Genomic DNA, 23,111 nt, shown 5'->3' with positions numbered 1-23,111 from the left:
AAGTCGTCCCACAACCAGGGCCTCCAGCATAGGCAATACGTGTTCGGAAATTCCGTTTGCCATCAGGACCTCATATATGGCTCAATTTGGCCAAATTTCACCCTCTACGCCATCAATTTTGGCGAACTTGGGTTAAGCTCTATCAAAAAAACAAGAAATGTCTTTGAAGGCTTAGGGCCCACTCAAAAATAACTTCACATTTTTACGCGGGTTTTAAAGTATAGTTCCAGTTAGGCAATCCTTCATGTTTTTCTATCGATAATTCTTTCATTTGTCTATCTGGTATTCTTTCACCTGTTGCATATTTTTTTCTTACAAAATGGGCTTTAACTTTCAATTCTGAAGAGGTTTTTGTCGTTCGAATATATTTGAGTGTTGCTTCATAAGAATCCAACGGACGACCTGCCCAATTTTTGCTTATTTCAGAAAATAAACGATATTCGATCGAATTCCACTTGGATGATCCTGGTGGATAATGGCTGACAAATACTGTCAGTCCGTATTGATCACATAATTTGCTTTATGTTAAGCTCAACATAAGGCATGTTATGTGAAGTTCAAAATTATGCCTGGCGTTAAATCGCTGCTGATTCTGTCATCTGAATTTGAACAGAATTTTGCTATGAAAACCTTCGAAACACCTGACCGCCATCACCCGTTATTGCCGGAGACCGTGCAGCCTTCACGGACATTGTCGCCGGAAGCAAGTTCCGCTTCGGCCCGGTCTTCAAACACGCGGGTGATTCTCAGTTGCCCCAGTTTTTTTCCGGGCATGAAAAACCGCTGTGCGCCGACGCCTTCGGCAACCTGTGAGCCGTCATAGACTTCAAGCAGATCTCCCGGCAGCAACCCCGTTTGTTTTCCTGAAGATATCACGAGCTTGTCTCCGGCGACGGATATCACGTAACCTGTCCACGGATCGGAGCTGATGATATCGCAAATACGTTCCGCTGAATCAAAGGCCATTTGACTGACGGTAGCTGTCAATTCCGGCAGATTCCGAATCAATGCCCCTTCCTCAAGCGCCACGGCTTCCTCAAGCTCTGTTTCACAAACCAGCGATTCATCCAGCAGCTTTGCGCCTGTCAACATCGAATAGACCTCCAGGGAAACCGTCATTCGAATCAGGCGACGGTCGGATTTAAACCAGAACCAGCCGTGTGTTTCATTATTCTGCGAAATATCGGTTATGGCGGCATTTACGATGGCATTAAAGCCGGAGGCTCGTCCTGCCGTGACCAGCTTCAGATTATCTGTTCCGCCTGTATTGTTTACCGGCAACCCCTCAAGCAGAACCCCGCTCCCCGGATGCTCCGATGTCACATACATGGCATAGGCATATTGAGATTTCAATTTCTGAACCAGTTCATCCTGTAATCTTTTTTCAATGCCCTGCCCCTGATACGCGCTCCTGTTCACAATCCGAACAATGCCGATTTTTTTTACGAGTGATGGGTCTTTAAACCGAATATCCTGAACAATTTTTTTTCCGGTTTTTTTCAGATTTGACACGGTCGTACAACCGGCTGCGGAGAAAACAAACGCGATTACAACAGATAAAACGATCAGAACCGATCTTCGACCGGTCATTTTTGAATTCCTTGGGTTTGATCTCGTCCGGGTTGATTTCATATGGCTATTATTCATCTCTTTCCTCATACTCGGCCGTAACCTGTGTTGTTATGCCGCCTCGTGCGGTAAAATCGCCTACCACCTGCATATACTTGGGCTTTACGGCCTCAGCCAGATTCTCCAATATATGATTGACCACATGTTCATAAAATATCCCGACGTTACGATATTGAAGCAGGTAATACTTCAGCGACTTCAATTCGACAATTTTCTGATTCGGCCGGTATTTAATAATGATACTTCCAAAATCAGGCAATCCCGTCATCGGGCACACGGACGTAAATTCAGGCTGTCGAATCATGATATCAATATCTCTCAGGCCCCGGTATTGATAGTCGATGACATCAAGAACGCCGGCATTAATCGTTTCGATGGTTTTTATCATATCGTTGACTGGTCTGTCAGAATTTTCGAGCATTCATTCTCCTGTATTTCACGATAAATTTCAGCTGCCATCACGAGTACAGCATTTTGGACGTGTATCCTCCGACAGTATCCATCCATAAAATCCGTTTTAAAAAGATGGCCGCTGGCGGGCGTTTCCAATACAGAAATGAAAATTTTTGCCAAAAGTCAAAGAATGCAATGGGTTATGCGGAGGCATACGCGGGTACGCCGCACAAACAATCCCGCAGATTGACGCAGAGATTTGGCAAAAAGACCATTTATGAATGGAAACTAATTAATTTAAAAACTTTTGTCAATCTATTAGAACCCGGTCTCACGGAACCGATGGATTCAAAAATCCGCGTCTTCCGCATCTAATTTTCCGGAATGCTCAAAGATGGCGTCCGGAACCGACAGTCACCGCCAGATACAACCCAGGGATGCCGGCCTTGCTGACCGCCTATAATCTTATTGACACGAGCCTGTTTTTTTGGTAGCAAAGCATAACAATTACAATTAATTATCATCAAAAGGCATCCGCATGAATTCACGTGACGATCAAATTCTCAAAACCAGCAAAGAAATCGTTGTAAAATTTATCGAACTGGGACGCGTTTCACCGACCGGGTTCCGCGATTTATTTTTCGATATTTATCATACGGTCAAAGAAGCGGTAACCGAACCGGAATCCTCTTCCGATAAACCGAAACAGGATCCCCCTTCATAACTCGTATCCATACGGAAATGTCATCAAATTCCCGCTGAATGAATATCTTCAAAAGATTCAGTGGGCTTCTGCCCAGTTTTTCCCGGAATCGATATTGACTTTCAGTGGGACTTTAAATTCCCAGACACCTTCCATCACGTCTTTTACAAGGGTCTTGACGGCTGCAAGCTCATCCGGCGGCACTTCAAAAATCAGTTCATCGTGTACGGTCAACAGCATCGAGGACTGAAGGCTGCGGCTCCGGAACTCGGCATCCACCTTGATCATGGCCAGTTTCAAAAGATCCGCTGCCGTGCCCTGAATCGGGGTGTTGATGGCAATTCGTTCGGCAAACTGACGAACCGTCCGGTTTGAGCTGTTAATATCCGGAAGCAGCCGGATACGCCCTAAAAGGGTGCTGGTCTGCCCGGTTTTTCCGGCATCTTCGATCGTCTGATCAATAAACCGCTTAACGCCTTTGTATCTCCTGAAATAATTATCAATATATGTTTTTGCCATTTTCTGACTGATGCCAAGCTCTCTTGACAGACTGAAGGGGCTCATCCCGTAAATAATACCGAAGTTAATCACCTTGGCCTGTCTCCTGAGTTCATCGGTAATCATCGACGGAAACACCTGAAACACCTCATTCGCCGTTCGGGTATGAATATCTTCGTCTTTCAGAAACGCGTCGATCAGAATCTCATCATCCGAGTAGTGCGCCAGAATGCGAAGCTCAATCTGAGAATAATCGGCCGAAAGCAGACGCCAGCCTTCTCTGGGAATAAAGGCCCTGCGAATGTTCTTCCCATCTTCAGAACGAATGGGGATATTCTGAAGATTCGGGTCCGAACTGCTCAGCCGGCCGGTAGCCGTCACCGTCTGGTTGTATGAGGTATGAATTCGACCGGTTTCCGGGTGGATCAGCTCCAGCAGGGCGTCCGTATAGGTAGATTTAAGCTTTGCCAGTTCTCTGTAACGCAATAACAGTGCCGGCAGTTCATGCCCCGAAGCCAGGGTTTTTAACACATCCACATCCGTAGAATATCCGGTCTTTTTCCTGGTTTTTTTCTGTACCGGAAGACGAAGTTTTTCAAACAGAATACATCCCAGCTGCTGGGATGACCTGATGTTAAATTTTTCACCGGCAACCGCATAAATGCGTTCTTCAAGCTGCTCCAGCTCATGTGCATAAGTTTTGGACAATGAGCGAAGCCGATCACTGTCCACACAGATACCTTTCATTTCCATCTTCATCAGCACGGGAATCAGGGGCATTTCAACGTCATTCATCAATTCGGAAAGCCCGAGTTTCTCCAGTCTGGGTTTAAGTTCATGGTATGCCATCAGCGTGATATCGGCATCTTCGCAGGCATACGGCACCGCTTTTTCAACGGGAACCTGTTCAAAGCCCGAGGCATTTTTGCCCTTGCCGGCAACCTCCTGGTAGGAAATCTTCCGGTAATCGAGAAAATCCAGTGCAATCTGGTCCAGATTATGCGCCCGTTTGGACGGATCGATCAGATAAGATGCCACCATGGTATCGGACAATACCCCGCAAAGCCTTATCCCGTTACGGCTGAGGACGATCCAGTCATATTTGATATTCTGCCCGATCTTTTTGATGTCCGGATTTTCCAACACGGGCTGAAGCCGGCTCAATACGTATTTGAGATCAAGCTGTTCCGGAGCGCCGGGATATCGATGCGCGCAGGGGATGTAAAACGCTTCATTGGCCCGTGTCGAAAACGACAAACCCACCAGATCTGCCCGCATCGGATTTACGGATGTGGTTTCCGTATCCAGGGCAAAGAGCCCTGCGGACTTGAGCTGATCAATCAGATGGGTCAGTCCGGATTCGCTCATCACGGCATGATACTGCTTCTGTGACTGATCCGACGGTCTGGAAAAGGTTTCGCACAGTTGTTTAAACTCCAGCTCCTTGAACAGGCCGTAGAGTGCATCTGCGTTGGGAGCGCCCATTTTACAGGCGTCCGGATCAAATTGAACCGGCACATCGGTATCGATCACAACCAGATGCCTGCTCAGCCGCGCCTGTTCCTCGTGCCGGATGAGGTTATCATGAAGATTTTTCCGGGAAACGCTGTCAATATGCTCATACAGGCCGTCAATACTCCCATGCGATTGAATCAGGGAAAGCGCCGTTTTAGGACCGATTCCCGGAACGCCGGGAATATTGTCCGAGCTGTCGCCGGAAAGGCCCATCACATCGATCATCTGACCGGGTTCGAGCCCGTATTCTGTCCGGATGGAATCAACCGATACGGTTCTATCCTTCATCGGGTCCCAAATCGTGGCATCGGCGGTTACCAGCTGCATGAAGTCCTTATCCCCTGTAACCATCACGACAGAAAAACCGGATTGTTCCGCCTGACGGGAAAGGGTGCCGATCAGGTCATCGGCTTCAAATCCGGTTTTTTCTTCGAGCGGAATATTGAAAGCCCGCGTCACCTCTTTGATGTAGGGAATCTGAACAGACAACGCATCGGGCATCGGGGGGCGGTTGGCCTTATACTGACTGTAGATTTCATGACGAAACGTCGGCCCTTTCGCATCGAATACCATGAGCACATAGGCCGGTGACCGATCCTCGATCAGTTTCATAAGCATCCGGGTAAACCCGAATACAGCGTTGGTCGGCAGTCCTTTTGAATTCGACAGATTGCGAATGGCATGAAACGCCCGGTGAATAAAGGCGCTTCCGTCAATCAAATACAGCGTTTTTTTCGTTTCCATAAAACAGGCATCCCTTATCAGGGCCGAGGCCCCGTAACCTACAATCCGATCTGGTCGGCGATCTGTGCCATGGCATCAAGACTGATGGCCACAAACGCATTCAGTTCAAAACCCAGTTTTTCACACTCCAGGATGCGTTCACGACTGACAGTCCGGGCAAAATGGGGCGTTTTCATCCGTTTGGTAACCGATTTCACCTTCACGGAAGAAATCTTTTTATCCGGATACACCAGCGCCGTTGCGACAATGAGACCGGTAATGGTTTCCGCACACACCAGCGCATGTTCAAACAGCGTTTCCCGCTCGAGTCCGAGGCCTTCGGCATTGTGTTTTCTGATAACGTTCACGATCACATCGGAGACCCCTTTTTCTTCAAGTATCCGGGCCGCAACGTCACCATGACGCGCGGGGTCCTCATCCACGATCTCGTAGTCCAGATCATGAAGCAATCCGGCGATTGCCCAGGCATGTTCATTTTCTCCAAGTTTTTTCGCCAGATGTCTCATAATGGCTTCCGAGGCGATACTATGTGAAATCAGCTTTTCATTTTTCAAATACTGCTTCAATAGAAGCATTGCTTCGTCTCTTGAAATTCCCGAACTGATCGTATCGGACATGATGCGGCTCCTGTGTCGGATTGGCGTATATAACCTCTTCCATGATCCTGCATTTTTCAGTGCAGGATGATTTTATTCCCATCAAATATTCTGTTGCGATTCATACCATCATTCATATCAAACGACAAGGATACGATGCCCGGATGCCGTTCAAAAAAAAAGCAGGGCCGGCTCTGGCTCTGCTTTCTTATATAATCCGAAACATTTTCAAAAAAGTGGTGCTCGGAAAATTCAAACAGAACAACACCTTCGAGGGGGGGCTCCGCCCGAGACACCTTTTTTCAAGTACTCAATCCGTTAAAACGTTCCCTGCCGATATCATCACCTGAGCCTAAGCCGCAACGGGTACCTGCGGATGCTACTGTCATCATGAAATGGTATCTGCCATACATTTAACGTTGAAAATTGAACTGGACGACGGAAACTGATTGCGAAGGAATCAAAAGAAAACAAATTCTCCCAGAACAGGGAAAACATATATGGAAAGCTGATTGGTAACCAGTTGAAAAACTATTACAATTGCTACATAATTATTTATCATCATTATATAAAATCAAAACAAACAAACCTCATTTATGAGATCAGAACGTTCCAAATATCTGCTGAGGAGAAAGCCTTATACTGAACCTTGTCTCTTCACAATAGTCTATGGCTGGAGAATCACCGCTTTCTCTTGATGAAACCTGAAATTCCTGAACCGAATGGAGTAATTTACAATTTTTTGAGCAAATATCCTTGGGAAGATGCCTGTTTGGACAATTTTTGCAAGGTGATGAAATCATAATGCCTCCTTTGGTCTGTTCAAATATGATTAATAAGATATCAACGATTTGACTTTCAGCGATGATACGATTACTTGAGGATTAATCTTGATACATTAATATTAACTTTTCGTGTTGATTGTCTATAGATTAACCTATTCATTTTTATAAGAAAATTTACCTATGGAATGGGAATTTACCCTATGCCGGCGCCAAAAACACCATACGGATCCAGGCGGAAAACGGGGATATTCCTCCGGGTATCATGCCTTGAAATAAACGAATGATTAATTATATGTTATCAGCATGTTATATTATATATAATGGTTTGGGATATTTTCTGAAACGCAGTATCTTTGCGAAATTAAAAAGGATGGGGGCATTCAACCGCCTGAATTCGATTATATATATTGCGAATCAGTCCGGAATCCGGCGGATAATTTATAAAAAGCAGTCTTTTATGAAGAGAATATGATTTAAAGCGCGGAAAAGCGCCTATGGACATGGGACCTTCCGGCTATCGCTGGAGCGGAGACACCGGCTTCAGGACAACCGCCGTGCGGGTTGGCAGATAAAGACTGAGCATATATCTGCTATGCCCCCAGGCCTGATATCCAATGGTATCATGATACTGATCCGTTACAAGGCGGCCGTGACCGCCGTATTCCGGTGAGTCGCTGTTAAATATCATCTGGTATTTACCAGAAGGCGCCTCCATCCGGTAGTCCACATGTGACAATGACGGATGAAAATTAAACACAAATATCAGACCGCCACGTTCAAACGCGATCACTTTATCTTCCGAATGCTCATGCAGCAGATGCATTCCGGAGAACCGGAGAATTTGATACTGCTTAACGAGCCGTATCATGTCTTTATCAAACCGGGCCAGAAAACCAAACTTGAGACTGGAATCGTCAACCAGATGCCATTGCCGTCGGGCATAGTAATAAGACCAGCGGTTACCTTCACGGGGAAAATCTATCCATTCGGGGTGACCGAATTCGTTGCCCATAAAATTCAAATATCCATTGCCGGCCGTGACCATCGTAATCAGCCGGATCATTTTATGCAGCGCCATGCCCCTGTCAACCCGAAGATTTTTCCCGGACACATTCATATCATGATACATGCCTGAATCAATAAGACGAAAGATCAGGGTTTTGTCTCCCACCAGTGCCTGATCGTGGCACTCCGCGTAGCTGATGGTCTTTTCTTCTCTTCTCCGGTTGGTCAGTTCATACCACAAAGAACCCATCTGCCAGTGCTCATCCTGCATATCCTTGACAAGTTTTATCCAGTAATCGGCAATCCCCATGGCAAACCGATAATCGAACCCTGTCCCTCCTGAGGATAGCGGCATTGCCAGCCCCGGCATTCCGCTGATATCTTCGGCAATGCTGATGGCATCGGATCGTACATCGTGGATGACCTTGTTTGCCAGCGCCAGATAGGCAAGCGCATCCTCATCGACGATGTCGCTGAAATACTGATCATATGAGGTAAACGCCTCCCCGAGGCCATGATGATAATAAAGCATACTGGTGATGCCATCAAACCGGAACCCGTCAAACCTGTATTCATCCAGCCAGAACCGGCAGTTGGACAAGAGAAAATGAAGCACCTGAGGTTTGGCATAATCAAAACAACGGGATCCCCATGCCTTGTGTATTCCCCTGGGGCCTTCATGAAAGTACTGATAGAGGGTCCCGTCAAAGCGGCTGAGCCCTTCGACCTCGTTTGAAACCGCATGCGAATGGACGATATCCATGACCACCCTCAGTCCCGCGCCATGAGCCGTATCTATGAGCCGCTTGAGCTGATCCGGGGTACCGAACCGGGACGATGCGGCAAAAAAACTGGACACATGATACCCGAAAGATCCGTAATAAGGATGCTCGCAAATGGCCATCAACTGAATGGTGTTATACCCGGCGTCAATAATGCGGGGCAGAGTATGACGGGTAAATTCATCATAAGAGCCGATTTTCTGCTCTTCCTGAGCCATGCCGACATGCGCTTCATAAATAAACAGCGGCTCCGGCACACCGGTACATACGGGATTTTCCCATTGATAAGGCGTGGGAGGATGCCAGACCTGCGCATTAAAAATCCGGGTCACCGGGTCCTGAACCACTCGCCGGGCATATGCCGGTATTCTGTCGCCGCTGCCGCCCGGCCAGTGAACGCAAAGCCGGTAAAAATCCTGATGCCCCATTTCATTAAAAGGAAGTCGAATTTCCCACACCCCGTCTTCGGATATTTTCTCAAGGGCAAAACGTTTATCTTCCAGCCAGCCGGTCAGATCCCCGATCAGATATACGGCCGTTGCATTGGGTGCCCATTCACGAAACACCCATTCACGATCTCGAAGATGCAGTCCAAAATATTCATGGCCGGATGCAAAATCTGCCAGAGGCATCCGGCCACATGTCAGCTTATCCTCCATCTGTCCCCTGTGCTCGATTCGCCGCTTGATTACCCCGGCAAAGGGACGAAGATACGGATCGGCAGACAGCATTCGCTGCAGCGGACTGTTTTTCATATGCATTCGACTTTGATTAAATACGACACATTATTGCCGGCTTCCCGCATCAACCCGATTATTCAGAGACAGGCCCGATGTCAGACAAAAAAACAGTTATGCAACCGTAGAAAGAACACGTTACGAGGCAACTCTAAGCGGACGCTGAAGCATTTTTTCATAAAGGGCAATATACTGTTTTGCCGTCACCGAATAATTGAATTTCGAAATGCTCTCGGTCATTATCCGTTCAACCTGACGGCGCTTTACCGGTTCCGGAAGGTCATAAAATTTCATGGCCTGCTGAATGGCCCACAGAAGCCCATCCGGAACAAACGTATTAAACAGAAAGCCGTTGCCCGTATCATGTTCAACATCCATATCGGTCACCGTGTCATGGATTCCGCCGGTATCATGCGCAACCGGAAGACATCCGTATATAGGGCCTATCATCTGCGGCAGCCCGCAGGGTTCAAATGCCGAGGGCATCAGCACAAAATCTGACGCCCCATATGCCATACGGGACAGTTTCTCATCAAAATTACTCATGGACACGCGTTCATAAAATCCGTGTTTATCGACGATCGATTTGAAATGATTAAAAAATTCACCACTGGCAACAAATACAATCTGCAGATTCCGGTCCCAGTATGCGGTGATGACATCATAAAGGATGTCGGCCAGAAGCTGACACCCCTTCTGGATTTTATCCAGCCGTGACGGCCAGAAAAACACGGGGGCCTCCGGATCCTGAATCAGCCCCATTGCTTTCTGAAGAAACAGTTTATTTTCCTTTTTCGCCCTCACATGGTCATGGGGGCCGTACCGGCAGCACTGCGCTTTGTCCGTTACCGGATTAAAAGACGGGTCCGGGCTGTTGAGTATCCCGACCGCACACCCGGCACGCCATTTATTTGCCAGCTCCCGGGTTAACAGCCCGTCCATGAAACCATGACGGCCTTCAACAACTTCCATCAAAAAGGTATGGCTCACCGTATTGACATAGTGAGCGGCGAAGACCCCGCTGACCAGCGAATCCACCCGGTTGGTTTCCCGGGTTTCCTCGTAATGAAGCGGCATTCGCTCATAGAACAGATGCTGCCAGAATGCGGCGGCGTCAATGCCCCTGTCTTCTATATAGGAAAGCGTATTTTTGTCCGAATGAATATTGTGTATGGTAAACAGGCACGGAATCCCGAGCTGCCTTGCCATTGCAGGGATTAATCCCGTCATCCAGTCATTGCAGTGAATCAGATCCGGTCGGACTTTAAGAATGATATTGTTCAGGATTTCTCTTTGAAACGCAAGCGCAATCTTCGAGTTTTCCTCCTCATAATTAGAGTAGACACAATCCCGATAAAAAAAAACCCGATCTTCTGCCAGATGAATCCTGTCCTCCGGCATTGAACTTTTTATGGTATCCAGCTCCCTTCTCAACAGCGGGGCAAACGGAACATTAAATATGGCACGATAATCGGGCAACGCCACATGAACGTCAGCCCCCTGACTGAACAAGGCGCTGATCAATGCAGCGGAGACATCCGCCAATCCGCCGGCTTTGGCTGTCAGGCCGTCGGCCATGTTACCCATGCCCTTTGGAAGATACGTCACCTCCGGCGTTACAATCAATATGCGGGGGTCCTTGGAATATACAGGGGACATATGAATCATTTCCTTTTATCGATAACGAGCATCTGAACGATGTCGTATGTATGAAACTTATGAAATTATGGTCGTATTATTTCACTGACCCGGTCAACCCCTTACCGGATCATGCCCAGGTTAAAAATGTCGGTTCCGTGGTGATCCACTTATCCCCCCGGGCTTTTACCCTGACGGTAAATCCGTAACGGCCGGCTTTTTCACAGGTCACTGTGCATCCATACCGATAGCGGCCATTTCCGAGATCTTCGGAGACATCCATTTTGATGATTTCTCCATCCGAAATTTTCTCAACCGATCGAACCACCCCGTGATACAGCTCGACATCAACTTCATTTGGCATGAGCTTTCCAAGATATATATCTGCGGAAACCGGAAAGTCTTCTCCGACGCGAAAAGGGCCTTCCTCTCCCCGGACCTGAAGATCGACACGTATGGCATTCCAGAGGCTCATCAGCCGTTCATGTTGCAGGGTAAGACTTTTTAGTTCAGCTGAACCATGCTCGAGAAGTTCATATGAGCGCCGAACCGAAGGGATATAACACTGATTTTCATAATCAGAAACCATCCGATGCGAGGAGAACTGTTTCAATACCATTTTCATGGATTCTTTCATCATATAAAGCCATCTGAGCGGGAGGTCTCCGACATCTCTTTCGTAAAAACACGGAATTACATCATTTTCCAGGACATTGAACAGCGCCTGGCTTTCTACCGCATCCTGATACTGGGCATCAGGATAGACCTCTCCGTTGCCAACCTTCCAGCCCCTGTCCTCGGAAAAGCCCTCACACCACCACCCATCGAGTACACTGACGTTGAGGACCCCGTTCAGCGCCGCTTTAATCCCTGATGTTCCGCAAGCTTCCAGCGGACGACGAGGCAGATTCAACCATACATCAGCCCCCTGAACCAGAAGCCTGGCAATATAGGTATCGTAATTTTCCAGAAACGTCACTCTGTGCCGCACATCGGCGGATTTGGCAAATTGAAAGATCCGGCGAATCAACTCCTTGCCCTCACGATCTTTCGGATGCGCCTTTCCTGCAAATATCAACTGAACCGGCTTGTCTTTATGATTGATCATTGCCTCCAGGCGCCCGGTATCTTGCAAAAGAAGCTCAGCCCTTTTGTAAGTGGCAAACCGCCGGGCAAAAGCGATGGTCAGGACGTCCTGATCCAGTATGCCTTCAACTTCCTTCATCACCTTCTTGGGGGCATTGCGCCTGCCGTACTGTTTGCTCATCAGCTTTCGGCAGTTTCGTATCAAACGGGATCGACAAATTTCATGCGCCCGCCAGAGCTCTTCGTCATAAATTTCATCAATCCTGCCGGCAATCTCCGGCAAAAAGAAATTCGTCGTCCATTCCGGACCCAGATATCGTTCGAAAAGCAAATCATTTTCATGGGAAATCCATGTGGGGACATGAACCCCATTGGTGATATGCACAATGGGTATTTCATCTTCGGGCCAGCGGGGCCAGACATGCGCCCACATCTTTCGGGCGGTTGTGCCATGCAGCCGGCTGACTCCGTTACAGTACTGAGACATCCTCAGCCCCAGCACAAACATGGAAACAGGCCTTGAAGGCTCTGATCCCACCGGCTGCCCCCATGATAATATTTCACTGTCCCTTATTCCCAGAACCTGCTGAAACGACTTGATGTAAGGCCTGACCATATCCACCGGAAATTCATCATGCCCCGCAGCCACAGGCGTGTGGGTCGTGAATGCCGTGGTCCTGGGAACATACTCCTTGGCATATTTCAACTCCATCCCGCGCCTGGACATGGTTTGCGCAATTCGCTCAATACTGCAGAATGCCGAATGGCCTTCGTTCATATGGCATACAGTTGGATCAATCCCCATGGCAGCAAGCGCACGCAGCCCTCCGATTCCCAGAAGGACTTCCTGGGCCAACCGCGTTTTGGGGTCACCATCATATAACCGTGCCGTAACATGCCGTATCTTTGAAGGATTTTCCGGAAGATTGGTATCCAGAAGATACAACGGAATACGTCCCGCCATCAGTTTCCAGACATCGGCCTGAATATCGCCATCCGGGCCAGAAACCCTCACCCGGACAAATTTTCCTGAAATATCAAGGGCTTTTTCGACGGGAAGATGATACATGCTGTTCTCCGGATACTCCTCCTGCTGCCAGCCCTCATGATTTAAAAACTGCTGGAAATAGCCCTGCCGGTAGAGCAGACCTACCCCGACCAGGGGTATTTTCAGGCTGGATGCGGCCTTGAGATGATCCCCCGCCAGAATGCCCAGGCCTCCGGCAAACAGGGGAAGACTTTCATGAAGACCGAATTCCATGGAAAAATAGGCGATCACCCCATCCGGACCGTATACGGATGACGATCTGTCGACCTCACAGCTGATCTCTTTTTCAAACCGTTCCTTTACCCGCTGCTGATGCGACAGAAAGCTGTTATCATTTTCCAGCTCTTTAAACCGTTTTTGTGAAATATACGTCAAAAATACGATAGGATTGCGTTCAGCCTCTTCCCAGAGCCTCGTATCTATCCGGCGGAACAGCTCTTTGGCACCATGATTCCAGCTCCACCAGATATTACGGGAAAGGATTTCCAGAAACATTAATTTTTCCGGTATAGCCGGAAATATCTGATACGTTTGCAAACGACTCATAACGCTCACCTCGGATTACGATTTGTTCAGTGCCTTGCTGAAACTGATGAATTAGCGGCCTGCGGACGGGCTGAGGAGCACTGTGCTTGAGGTAAAAGATTAGGGGGCCGTTACGAAATAACCATTACATTTCCAACCATTTCGTTGCGGCCCCTAATGCCGATTACGACATTATAATGTTACATGGTTATTTTTGAACAACGACCCAAAAACCCTATGCAGCGATGGGATTGAACCTGAACCGTCATTTGCTCAAAAGCGTCCAGACCCGGTACAGCTCACTGCATCCCCATGCCTGAGCATCACAGCCGCGCTGATCATGGGGATAGTCACCATCCAGAATTTCCGGCACATGTCCGGTGCAACCGGCATTGATGATTCTGGTACAGCTGGAAAGCAACGACAATGCCGTCTTTCTGGCTTCATCGCCATAGGTTTTGACCAGTGCTTCACAATAAGAAGGAAACAGCCATGTCCACGCCGTCCCATTATGATACGCCGGCTTACGCCGGGTGTCCTCATCTCCGAGATACCTTCCCTGATAGGGATGATGCGGATTATTGATCACGTTTCCCCTGTGTACTATCGGAAGCGGCCGGCATACCGGTCGATCCGCCAGACTTCTGATAGCCCCGGGAACAACAAGCTCTTCACACGCGGCAACGACATTCCTGCACACACGATTATCGGTAACCGCTTCAAGTGTAAGAGCCAGCAGCTGATTCGGCCTGAGGGCACTGTCCGCATCTGCCTGACTTGCCGGTTTTCCGGCGGGCGCATGGAGACAGTCGGAAAAATAGCCATCCTCTTCAAGCCAGAAGAATTCAAGAATAGAAGCGCTGACCTGCCCGGCCATTTTTTTCCATTCCCCGCTGCGCCCTGAGTGATCCACCTGAGCCATAAATGATAACGCCGAATGCCACAGTGCCTGAATTTCTATGGGATAGCCTTCTCTGGGAGTACCGGCAGGATAGTTGGTATCCATCCATGTAAAATGAGAGGGGCTGAAAATCAAACGGGATTCCGGGTCCATCCGAATACCGTTGGACACACCGGCCGCATACCAATCTGCGATTGAACACAGGATATCCCGAATCGTTCTGCCGCCGCAATCTTCTCCAAGAAATGCCCTGTCATCTTCAGCCCTGAGAAGATCCGAACAGGCCAGGCAGAACCACAGTGGGGCATCAGAGGTATCCCGGTTTGAGGCATCCATGCCCCGGATCATGTTGGGCAATGTTCCTTTTTTTTCAAAACGGGCAAATTGTGTTAACACCGCTCTGGCCTCCCGGGTTCTGCCTGCCGCAATAAGCCCCCGGACAAAAATCAGGCTGTCCCGTCCCCAGTCCAGAAACCATGGATAGCCGGCGATAACGGTTTTTCCCCCGTCTTTGTTGACAAGATAATAATCCAGCATCAATTCGAGCGCCGCTTTCAATTCACAGGAGGGTGTCATATCGGTGACGGATAGGCGGGTATACGATTCACTCTCGCGTTGTTCTTTTACCGATCGTCCGACCTGAGGCGCCGATATGGATGCCGTAAGTACGTAAGACTGAAATCCATTTATCCGGACCGAAAAATAGCCGGGACTGAACAGATCCGAATGCGGGTCCTGTCCCCTGTCGGCCTCTTTCTGATGAAAAACCATGTAATGCCATTCCGGTTCCCGCACAAAACTGCTTCCGGGCATTCTCAAATCCAGCCGATGATAAGCATCCGGAACAAATGAAAACCCGTCCGGGTCCGATGATACCGCATCCGGCCAGTCATGTTCCGGTCCCTTGAAGGCTTTGGTGGTTTCATGAAAATTGCGGTTTTCAATGTCCGGGCGCAGTATCAGCAAAATTTCTTTTGAATCATCGAGAACTCCGGGCCCATCTTTCCCCGGCAAACGGTAGAACATCAACTGAACCGAATTTTGCTCCTGTATCATCCGGGCTTCCAGACAAAGCAGGACATGTTCCCCCTGACCGGTTGGCACGTAAAATTTCCAGTATGCTTTTGACGTGTAGTCAAACCCGCAGGAATCCAGACAATCCATACCCAATTGCTGTGAATAGCCTTGGAATACTACCCATGCCCGGCATCTTGAAAGCATGATCCATCGATCTTCAGGATAATCCGGATGAAGATTTGCGGCCAGAAGCGCATCATAACGGCTGTTAAGGGTTCCCCATGACACCGGGATTCTCATCATCGCACCCCGGCGATTGGTTCCCATCATCAGAAAGGGATGACGCAGCATCTCGGGCCGGTGAAAAACCTGGTTCACCCTGGCATTTTCGGCCCTTGCAAGATATACTAACGGCGCGTTGACATGCTGACAATGGCCGGGCGTGTAAACCGATAATTTTAAATTATATTCCTTATGGTAATCCATGGGGGACAATGGGGAAAACACCGCAAAAAAGGCGTTATCCCCGCATGGCAGACTTTCTTCATGACAAACAGCCCGATCCTGATCCATGAGCGTCCCGTGAAATGACGTGGTTGACCGTATCATAAGAAAATGACCCGGCGGAACCATCACCTGCCGGTTCACATCCCCCGGCCATTTCCAGGTAATCACCCGGGGCTCATCACTCACCGGATTCATTTTCCGGCAGAATTCAACCGGGTCGGACTGAAACTGTTCAGCAGCCTTGAGCAAATCAAAGGCCCCCGCATCACCAATACCATGGTAAAGCCGAAATACATCCAGCACCTTGGCCTGAAGCCGCTGGATTACAATACGATCGGGCAGCGCAAAGGCTTTCGGGACTTCTTGACGAATCCATTCCATTTCTTCCGGGTCATCGCTCAGGCACAGCACCTGTCCGGCCTCCAGAAGAATTTTCCCGCGCCCGGCTGTCAAATCCACCTGAACCGATTCCCCGGAAAGCAGATCCCGGAATTCCGGCCCGTCCATCCTTACCTGCCGGCAGTCCCACTCAACCGTTGTCTGCTCCTGATCGTTCAGATTCACCAGCACCAGCAGCCTTTTTCCGGTAGGAATATGATGCCGGACTATCGCCACGTGATTACCAGTTCCCTGCTGGACGAATATGAGTTCACTGCAGGCTTGAAATACGGGATGAGTCCTCAATAAACGATTGAGCCGCCGGATGTGATGGACCTGGTTGGTTGAAGATCCCCAATTGAGCGATGGCGCGCCATGAACATCAATTTTTTCGGTGGCGAACCACTCCACCCCGTTGGCGAATCCAAATCCGCCACACTCTGACAGCAGCGCACAAAGAGCGGTCCGCATCCGGGCATACGTGGTCGAACGGCCCGCCAATCTCGGATTATCATGCGTTTCACAGAAATGAACCAGTATCCCGTCCCCGCATGAGATATCCCTGACAACCGGAAGGTAAAGTTCGATCTGCCGCCGGTCATAATGCTGAAACAGTTCGGAATACGCCCAGTTGAAATTAGCGACATTTAATATATCTCTCGCGACCGACACTTTTCCCCCCAGCCCCTCCAGAAAAAAAACCGTATCCGGATACTGCTCACGAACGCTGGCCACGATATACTTCCATGCTGAAACAGGAATCATATATCCGGCATCGCATCGAAACCCGTCCACCCCCCGACGGCACCAGGTGAGAAACACATCCGCCATATAATGCCACAAATCCGTATGGCTGTAATCAAGACGTGTCAGATCTTCCCAGACAACCCCCCAGGCACCGGGCGCTTCGATTCGTCCTTCCGGATCCCGGGCCAGCCATGCAGGGTGGGTTTCATGAAGACCGGCCGCCCAGCCGGTATGGTTGATGGCAAGATCGATGATAATTTTTGCATTTCGTTCATGTACGGCATCTGCCAGTTCGACAAACTGTTCAAGCGGCGTGACTTTCGAATCAAAAACAGCCAGCGCAGGATCGACAGCCGTAAAGCTCAACGCAGCATAAGGACTTCCGAAACGGCCCATCCGGGCAAAGGTCGTCGGGGCCGGGTTGATCGGAAGCAGTTGAATAAACCGGCAACCCAGCTCTCCGATGATAAAATCAAGTTCCCGGATCAAGTCCCGAAATGTACCGGAAGGCGGGATAACGGTGTATCCCTTTCGATCGAGCGACTGGATATTCTGATCATCCATCAGATAGTTGCCGTCCGATTTGTTCGGGCCGAATTGCCGCACGAACGCATTATAGACGATATTGGCACAACACGTGTCTGCCGGCTCGACATTGATGACGGTATTGGCGCCCCCGGGCCACTTCGGAAGCATATCTCCTTCGGGAAGGAAAAAACATTTTGCTTCAAAATGTCCGACCTCGCATAAAGGCAGAATTAGCCTGAAATCCCGGGCCGTGAGGCGCCGCATCGGGATATCGAACCAGTCACGGCCCAGCGGCGTTTCATCACATGTCACCCCTCGGATAATTTCCCGTCGTTGAATATCTGCATGGCCGATGCTGGTGCGAAGCCAGGCGCTGCCCTTCCAGTCCGCCGGCAACTTCAATGAAAATAAAATCCTGTCGCCACGGAACATCAGATGATGGGTGCCGGGTTCAGGCAACTGGACCAAGGCTTTTGAATACCCCGTAGAATTGATCTCTCGAATATTCATCAACGAATCCAATATCGGTCAAACCGCCAATGGTTAACGCGAAAAACAGAATCAGCAGGCTAATGTCAGAAATCTTTAAGGCTTTTAATCATGTATTTTTTCAGAGTGAGAATCAATTACTGTCGTAATTTATCATAAAGGCTGGGGAATCAATATCTTCTTTAAAATATGCTCAGCAAATATTTCGTTTCCGTTGAAAAGGCATCAGGGCGTTCGCTTACGCCGGAACCGCCTGTGGATATCATGCGAAAAAGGCCACCGCCATCAGCAAAAGGCGGTGTCATTAATTTTACAATTTTCCCGTAAACAGTTTTGATATAATCAACAGACAGTCAATTTTGATGGCTATGTAAAAAGTCATATTCAGAGCTTATTTTTCATTCCATCAAAAAAATAAGCACATTAATTTCAATATGTTCTGAATTCACGCCTGCGCGGAAATGACGGGTGTGTGTAATTTTTGAAAGTTCATCAATTTTGCGGGTTCAAACGATCCGCGTCGAATTAACCTTATATTAAGAAAATGATATTTGCCTGTCAACTCAAAAAGAACGGCAGAACCATTTCAATGCGGTCCCGAAGACAGATCCGATATCCGGCAGGAAGCGCCTGGCCGAACAAGCAAAACGCGATACAGTCATGCCGATACAGACCTCGTTCAGTGGCAGAACAACAGCGTCAACGGGTTTTAAAGGCAGGAATAACGGTTTCCCGTATTACCCCTTCCAGAGATCTACATCGATCAATCCGAGTTTGGCCGCATATCGAACCAGCTCCATTGAGCTATGAAGTCCGAGCTTGTGCATAATATTGGCACGGTGATTTTCTACGGTTTTCGGACTGATATACAATTTTTCCGCCACTTCTTTGGTGGAACTTCCTTCGGCCAGATACCGCATTATTTCCTGCTCTCTCGGAGTAAGTGCCCCATATGCCCCGTTGATAATCTTGGCTTCCCGCCTGGGAAGATTCATCAGATTTCCAACCACTTCATGGGATACGGAACTGTCCAGAAAATATTCATCTTTCATGACGGCATCGAGACCCTGCAAAAGCCTTTCCGAAGCGGATTCCTTGACAACATACCCGGTCGCACCCGCTTGAAATGCTTCGGCGATATAATCGATTTTCGAGTGCATGCTGACAATCATCACCCGGGTCCGGGGCAGCATCTTCCGAATTTCACGGGTCAGTTCAATCCCGTTTTTATCTGGTAAAGAGATGTCCACCACCACCAGATCAGGTTTATACTTTTTGGCCAGCCGAAGTCCATAACGACCATTTTTAGCCTCTCCAACCACTTCAAAATTCTCATCCCGACCGATGATGGCCTTTAAACCTTCTCTGAAAAGAGGATGATCATCAATAATTAATATTGTTTTTTTCTGAACCACCATCTTTATCCTTCTTGATGTTTTTGTCTCCACAGCACGGAAAATGACACCCGTCCCGAGATGAGTCAGGGCAGTATATTTTACCTGAGGGCCTCGGCAAAAATCGGGGCGCCGGACAAAACGCGCGGCAATTGGACAAACGCAGCATATTCGGCATATGTAAGCCTTGCCGAAAGCTGCGCAACGCCGTATGGCTTTCTGATGCCCGGTTCTTCAGCAACCTGTTAAGCATTCAGCGCTCATGGCGTAATGATATATCCCCTGAGTCAGCGTACATGCATCCATTTTTTTGTCCCGTCCCCATCCATAAATGAGGGTTTCGGATTGGAGCACGCTTTGGCGCCCATCTTTAGAACAGCAAGTTCTACGGATGGTAGCTGTCTGAAGCCTATGCTTAAAACAAAATTTATTCAGCAGGTTATTGCAACCTGACGATATGAAATTCGCAAGAAGTACTGACGGTACAGCAACACCGATAGAATCTGTTCACCATTACCGCATATCAGATAACGAGAGAATCACTTTATGACATATTACAGACGATACACAGATGATACATTATTGTCACTTAATATCATACAGTAAAAGTTAGTCAATACTTTATCGAAAATATGAAATATTTATTGAACAGGCTTTATTTACACAGACGGGCTTAATTTCCTGTCCATAAAAACGCCCCCCCAGCCGAACCGGGATAGATTTCAAAAAAACGGATTCATGACTGACCGGAGCAGAGAAAATAAAGCGGAAAATTGGAAATGAATGTACGGCAGGATATCAATGGCAGAGAATTACGTCACCATCCAGTTTATTTTCAATCAGATACAGGATAAGTTCAAAAGAAAACCTGTCGACAAGCTGATCTTTCCAGCCGAGACACAACAATTTGCCATTGATTGATTCGGAAAAAACATGTTCACCATCACGAATTATATTACACACATCCCTGATTAATCTTCGAGCCTCTATCAGATTTAATTTTTTCAGAAAAAGCCTTTGGAGCAAGACCCCGGCGACAGAGTCGTATCGATCTTTTTCACATCCGTGCATGAATTCAGCCATCCTTTTTTATTATTCCGGTTGCCTGTTCCGGATATACAACCCCGGTTTATTTTTTTCCTCCCGGGCCTGTCCGCTTCCATGCAGCCTGAGGGTTCAGGACCCATCCCTCCGATTCAATAATTTCATATCAAATTTACTATCGGAAACGATCTGTCGCGATTTTTCGCCACTGAAAAAAATACGTCTGGACAAAGCATTGAGACGGCAGAGATTCTGACGAAATACATCTCTGCCAAAAGGAACAATATTCCTCAATTCATCGGTGCATATGACAATCCGGATTGTATCGCATCCATTCTTCCTTAACACATTAAACAGCTCACATGCTGATGAACCATCAAAATCGCCGGTCAATCTCAAGTATAATGTATCCTTTTGCTGATCCATAACAATTTTAAAATTGGATGCCATCACCCCCGCTCCTGTATTTAGAGGCATCTCAAAAAAGATTGCGCGGAGATGCCGCCGTTAATTTACAAAATAAAACCGATAATTACTGATTACCGGGATTCACGATCGGGATCGTTATCAAAAAAAATCGAAAAATGCGCAAATACGCGGACAGAACTGCGTCTTTTTCACAATGGGCTGGAGCCGCTCATTTATCATTGACAGATTCAATTGCCGGCAGATCGAAAGCGCCGGAAAGCACTGATCAAAAACGCCATCACACTTGCCAATTATTTATATTCCGGCCCGGTTTGTCCATAAGGGAAAACATCTATTTTACCGGGTGAAAATCCTGAGGAGCGAATTTTTTCTGATCATCTCTGAAATGGCGTTGTGGTAAACAAGGGGATACTCTGTACCATCCGGTTTCAGGAGAATAAAACTTGTCAATGGCCATTTCTTAGTAAACAGGCAGACAGACAGGCAGACAGGCAGACAGACAGACAGACAGACAGGCAGATGGATGGATGGATGGATGGGCACCGAATATTATCCGGTACATCCGTTGTTATTTATACGAAACCCGACGTTTAAGATATGTTAAAACGTCTTCACCTTCTCTTGAAGCGCTCGTTTTGCCCGTGACCACACGCTTGAAATATTCCTGGCCGGCTTTATCGTCACTTTCAATTTCTCCCTCTATCATCCGGAGTTTATTATTCTCCAGGCTATAGATCACAACAGGCCCATACGCATATTTACCGTTTTCCTGAAGTGTAAGTTCACCAACGATTTCATGATATTTTACTCTCAGCTGCACAGGGGGGGGCTCAAATTCCAGCAGCTCGGAAAACAAGGAGAGGCATTCCACCATCCCGTCCGAATCCTCGAGTTTCAGAGCCGTCAGCCCATCCTCAGCGATGTCATCCAGATCCGATTCCGTGTACGAGAGTTGCAAAAGGTCAATACATTCTTTTGCAACCATTTTAACAGACGCCTCCTTTTTACTCACCAGCACATCAGAATCATTCAGAATTTTTATGGCATTGCGGATGCTGATCATTTCCTTGACGATCGGGCTCTTACGAAGCACCACATCCTCAACCGTGGTACGGTAAAATGGCAAATCATTATCCAGGACCAGAATCAGGGGCTTTTCCGATTTACCCTCAAACAGGTAAAGATCCAGATCCCTTTCTTTTCGATACACATAAGGCCCCATGCCAAGGAGTCGGGCCATCGTGGCCTTATCCACCCTCCGGCCGCTTTCGGACGGTCCTGTAGAATCGATCACTTTTTTTGCCATTTTTTTAATATCAATTTTTTTTAACAGATTCTCCTTAAAAGACATCACATTTTCTCCCTCGCTTTGAAGACGTTGGTCAACCCGCTAACCAATATACTTTGACAAAATCATTCTGAGATCGTCAAGGTATCCTGAATAAAAATGGTCACACCCCGGCATAATTTCAAAATGAGCGTGAGGATTCCAAACGGGCATCATCCGGCGGACAGATTCCGAACAGCCATACTGATCAGAATCGCCGGAGACTACCAGCGACAGCGCCGGAAGGGCCTGATCGGGGAATTTGAACAAATCAACGGGAGGGGATACCATCACCCGATTCTGCAGAGGCACATCACCGGTAGCTGTCTGAACATTCACCCAGCTACCGAAAGAATAACCGGCCAGGTCAATGGCCGTAAAACCCTTTTCAACCAGCCAGGACAGCGCCGCCAGGACATCCCGGCTTTCCCCTGCGCCATTATCATACACGCCCTGACTGTTTCCGGTCCCCCTGAAATTCGGCCGCAGGGTGGTATAGCCTTTTTGCTTGTAAACAGCGGCAATCGTTTCAACGACGATATTATACATATCACCCCCCAGCAGGGGGTAAGGGTGGGTAATTACCACCCCTTTATGTTGTTGATAGCCCTCATCCAGAAGCGCTTCCAGCAGAAAGGAGTCCGAAACAAACGATATTTTTTTCAT

Annotated in this window: 14 protein-coding genes and 1 pseudogene; 2 read left to right on the top strand and 13 right to left on the bottom strand. The window is 48.1% G+C overall.

The features are described from left to right. Positions 1-202: 202 nt before the first annotated feature. The 3 genes and pseudogenes from PHQ97_07230 to queF form a co-directional block, all read right to left on the bottom strand. A pseudogene (locus PHQ97_07230) lies at positions 203-505 on the bottom strand (ISAzo13 family transposase). A 146-nt stretch (positions 506-651) separates the two neighbouring features. Continuing rightward, a complete protein-coding gene (locus PHQ97_07225) occupies positions 652-1,590 on the bottom strand; it encodes a hypothetical protein (GenBank protein MDD4392525.1) in 939 nt (312 codons plus the stop codon). Positions 1,591-1,639: 49 nt separating this feature from the next. Continuing rightward, positions 1,640-2,050 carry a preQ(1) synthase gene (queF, locus tag PHQ97_07220; protein ID MDD4392524.1) on the bottom strand — a complete coding sequence of 137 codons (411 nt, stop codon included), beginning with the start codon at positions 2,048-2,050 and terminating at the stop codon, positions 1,640-1,642. 510 nt (positions 2,051-2,560) lie between these two features. Between queF and PHQ97_07215 the strand changes: the two genes are divergently transcribed. Continuing rightward, positions 2,561-2,746, top strand: a complete 186-nt coding sequence (locus PHQ97_07215) for a hypothetical protein (protein ID MDD4392523.1) — start codon at positions 2,561-2,563, stop codon at positions 2,744-2,746. 57 nt (positions 2,747-2,803) lie between these two features. On the opposite strand, the gene polA is transcribed toward PHQ97_07215, so the two are convergent. Both polA and PHQ97_07205 read right to left on the bottom strand, forming a co-directional pair. Beyond that, positions 2,804-5,482, bottom strand: coding sequence for a DNA polymerase I (gene polA / locus PHQ97_07210; protein MDD4392522.1), 2,679 nt, complete (start codon positions 5,480-5,482; stop codon positions 2,804-2,806). A 38-nt stretch (positions 5,483-5,520) separates the two neighbouring features. Next, positions 5,521-6,099, bottom strand: coding sequence for an HDIG domain-containing protein (locus PHQ97_07205; GenBank protein ID MDD4392521.1), 579 nt, complete (start codon positions 6,097-6,099; stop codon positions 5,521-5,523). Between the two features lie 41 nt (positions 6,100-6,140). Between PHQ97_07205 and PHQ97_07200 the strand changes: the two genes are divergently transcribed. Further along, positions 6,141-6,428, top strand: a complete 288-nt coding sequence (locus tag PHQ97_07200; GenBank protein ID MDD4392520.1) for a hypothetical protein — start codon at positions 6,141-6,143, stop codon at positions 6,426-6,428. A 949-nt stretch (positions 6,429-7,377) separates the two neighbouring features. Here the strand turns inward: PHQ97_07200 and PHQ97_07195 are convergent. The 8 genes from PHQ97_07195 to PHQ97_07160 all read right to left on the bottom strand — a co-directional run bounded on the left by PHQ97_07195 (position 7,378) and on the right by PHQ97_07160 (position 23,111). Then, positions 7,378-9,405, bottom strand: coding sequence for an alpha amylase C-terminal domain-containing protein (locus tag PHQ97_07195; GenBank protein MDD4392519.1), 2,028 nt, complete (start codon positions 9,403-9,405; stop codon positions 7,378-7,380). 120 nt (positions 9,406-9,525) lie between these two features. Next, positions 9,526-11,046, bottom strand: a complete 1,521-nt coding sequence (locus tag PHQ97_07190) for a glycogen/starch synthase (GenBank protein MDD4392518.1) — start codon at positions 11,044-11,046, stop codon at positions 9,526-9,528. A gap of 109 nt (positions 11,047-11,155) precedes the next feature. Then, a complete protein-coding gene (glgP, locus tag PHQ97_07185; GenBank protein MDD4392517.1) occupies positions 11,156-13,705 on the bottom strand; it encodes an alpha-glucan family phosphorylase in 2,550 nt (849 codons plus the stop codon). A gap of 244 nt (positions 13,706-13,949) precedes the next feature. Then, positions 13,950-18,272: an amylo-alpha-1,6-glucosidase gene (locus PHQ97_07180; GenBank protein MDD4392516.1), complete on the bottom strand. Its 4,323-nt coding sequence runs from the start codon at positions 18,270-18,272 to the stop codon at positions 13,950-13,952. Between the two features lie 716 nt (positions 18,273-18,988). After that, a complete protein-coding gene (locus PHQ97_07175; protein MDD4392515.1) occupies positions 18,989-19,669 on the bottom strand; it encodes a response regulator transcription factor in 681 nt (226 codons plus the stop codon). A 774-nt stretch (positions 19,670-20,443) separates the two neighbouring features. Next, positions 20,444-20,728: a hypothetical protein gene (locus PHQ97_07170; protein ID MDD4392514.1), complete on the bottom strand. Its 285-nt coding sequence runs from the start codon at positions 20,726-20,728 to the stop codon at positions 20,444-20,446. A 958-nt stretch (positions 20,729-21,686) separates the two neighbouring features. Then, positions 21,687-22,469 carry a hypothetical protein gene (locus PHQ97_07165; GenBank protein MDD4392513.1) on the bottom strand — a complete coding sequence of 261 codons (783 nt, stop codon included), beginning with the start codon at positions 22,467-22,469 and terminating at the stop codon, positions 21,687-21,689. A 39-nt stretch (positions 22,470-22,508) separates the two neighbouring features. After that, positions 22,509-23,111, bottom strand: a complete 603-nt coding sequence (locus PHQ97_07160) for a CocE/NonD family hydrolase (protein MDD4392512.1) — start codon at positions 23,109-23,111, stop codon at positions 22,509-22,511.

Source organism: Desulfobacterales bacterium, from assembly GCA_028704555.1.
In the GTDB taxonomy this organism is placed as follows: Bacteria; Desulfobacterota; Desulfobacteria; order Desulfobacterales; family JAQWFD01; genus JAQWFD01.
This window is presented reverse-complemented; position numbering and strand designations above follow the sequence as displayed.

What these genes read in the sequence shown, in the direction of transcription:
- PHQ97_07175 (MDD4392515.1), bottom strand. Translation starts at nt 19,669, where the DNA reads ATGGTGGTTCAGAAAAAAACAATATTAATTATTGATGATCATCCTCTT.
- PHQ97_07190 (MDD4392518.1), bottom strand. Translation starts at nt 11,046, where the DNA reads ATGTCCCCTGTATATTCCAAGGACCCCCGCATATTGATTGTAACGCCG.
- PHQ97_07160 (MDD4392512.1), bottom strand. Translation starts at nt 23,111, where the DNA reads ATGAAAAAAATATCGTTTGTTTCGGACTCCTTTCTGCTGGAAGCGCTT.
- PHQ97_07225 (MDD4392525.1), bottom strand. Translation starts at nt 1,590, where the DNA reads ATGACCGGTCGAAGATCGGTTCTGATCGTTTTATCTGTTGTAATCGCG.
- PHQ97_07180 (MDD4392516.1), bottom strand. Translation starts at nt 18,272, where the DNA reads ATGAATATTCGAGAGATCAATTCTACGGGGTATTCAAAAGCCTTGGTC.
- glgP (MDD4392517.1), bottom strand. Translation starts at nt 13,705, where the DNA reads ATGAGTCGTTTGCAAACGTATCAGATATTTCCGGCTATACCGGAAAAA.
- PHQ97_07200 (MDD4392520.1), top strand. Translation starts at nt 6,141, where the DNA reads ATGATCCTGCATTTTTCAGTGCAGGATGATTTTATTCCCATCAAATAT.
- PHQ97_07195 (MDD4392519.1), bottom strand. Translation starts at nt 9,405, where the DNA reads ATGAAAAACAGTCCGCTGCAGCGAATGCTGTCTGCCGATCCGTATCTT.
- PHQ97_07205 (MDD4392521.1), bottom strand. Translation starts at nt 6,099, where the DNA reads ATGTCCGATACGATCAGTTCGGGAATTTCAAGAGACGAAGCAATGCTT.
- queF (MDD4392524.1), bottom strand. Translation starts at nt 2,050, where the DNA reads ATGCTCGAAAATTCTGACAGACCAGTCAACGATATGATAAAAACCATC.
- PHQ97_07170 (MDD4392514.1), bottom strand. Translation starts at nt 20,728, where the DNA reads ATGGCTGAATTCATGCACGGATGTGAAAAAGATCGATACGACTCTGTC.
- PHQ97_07215 (MDD4392523.1), top strand. Translation starts at nt 2,561, where the DNA reads ATGAATTCACGTGACGATCAAATTCTCAAAACCAGCAAAGAAATCGTT.
- polA (MDD4392522.1), bottom strand. Translation starts at nt 5,482, where the DNA reads ATGGAAACGAAAAAAACGCTGTATTTGATTGACGGAAGCGCCTTTATT.
- PHQ97_07165 (MDD4392513.1), bottom strand. Translation starts at nt 22,469, where the DNA reads ATGTCTTTTAAGGAGAATCTGTTAAAAAAAATTGATATTAAAAAAATG.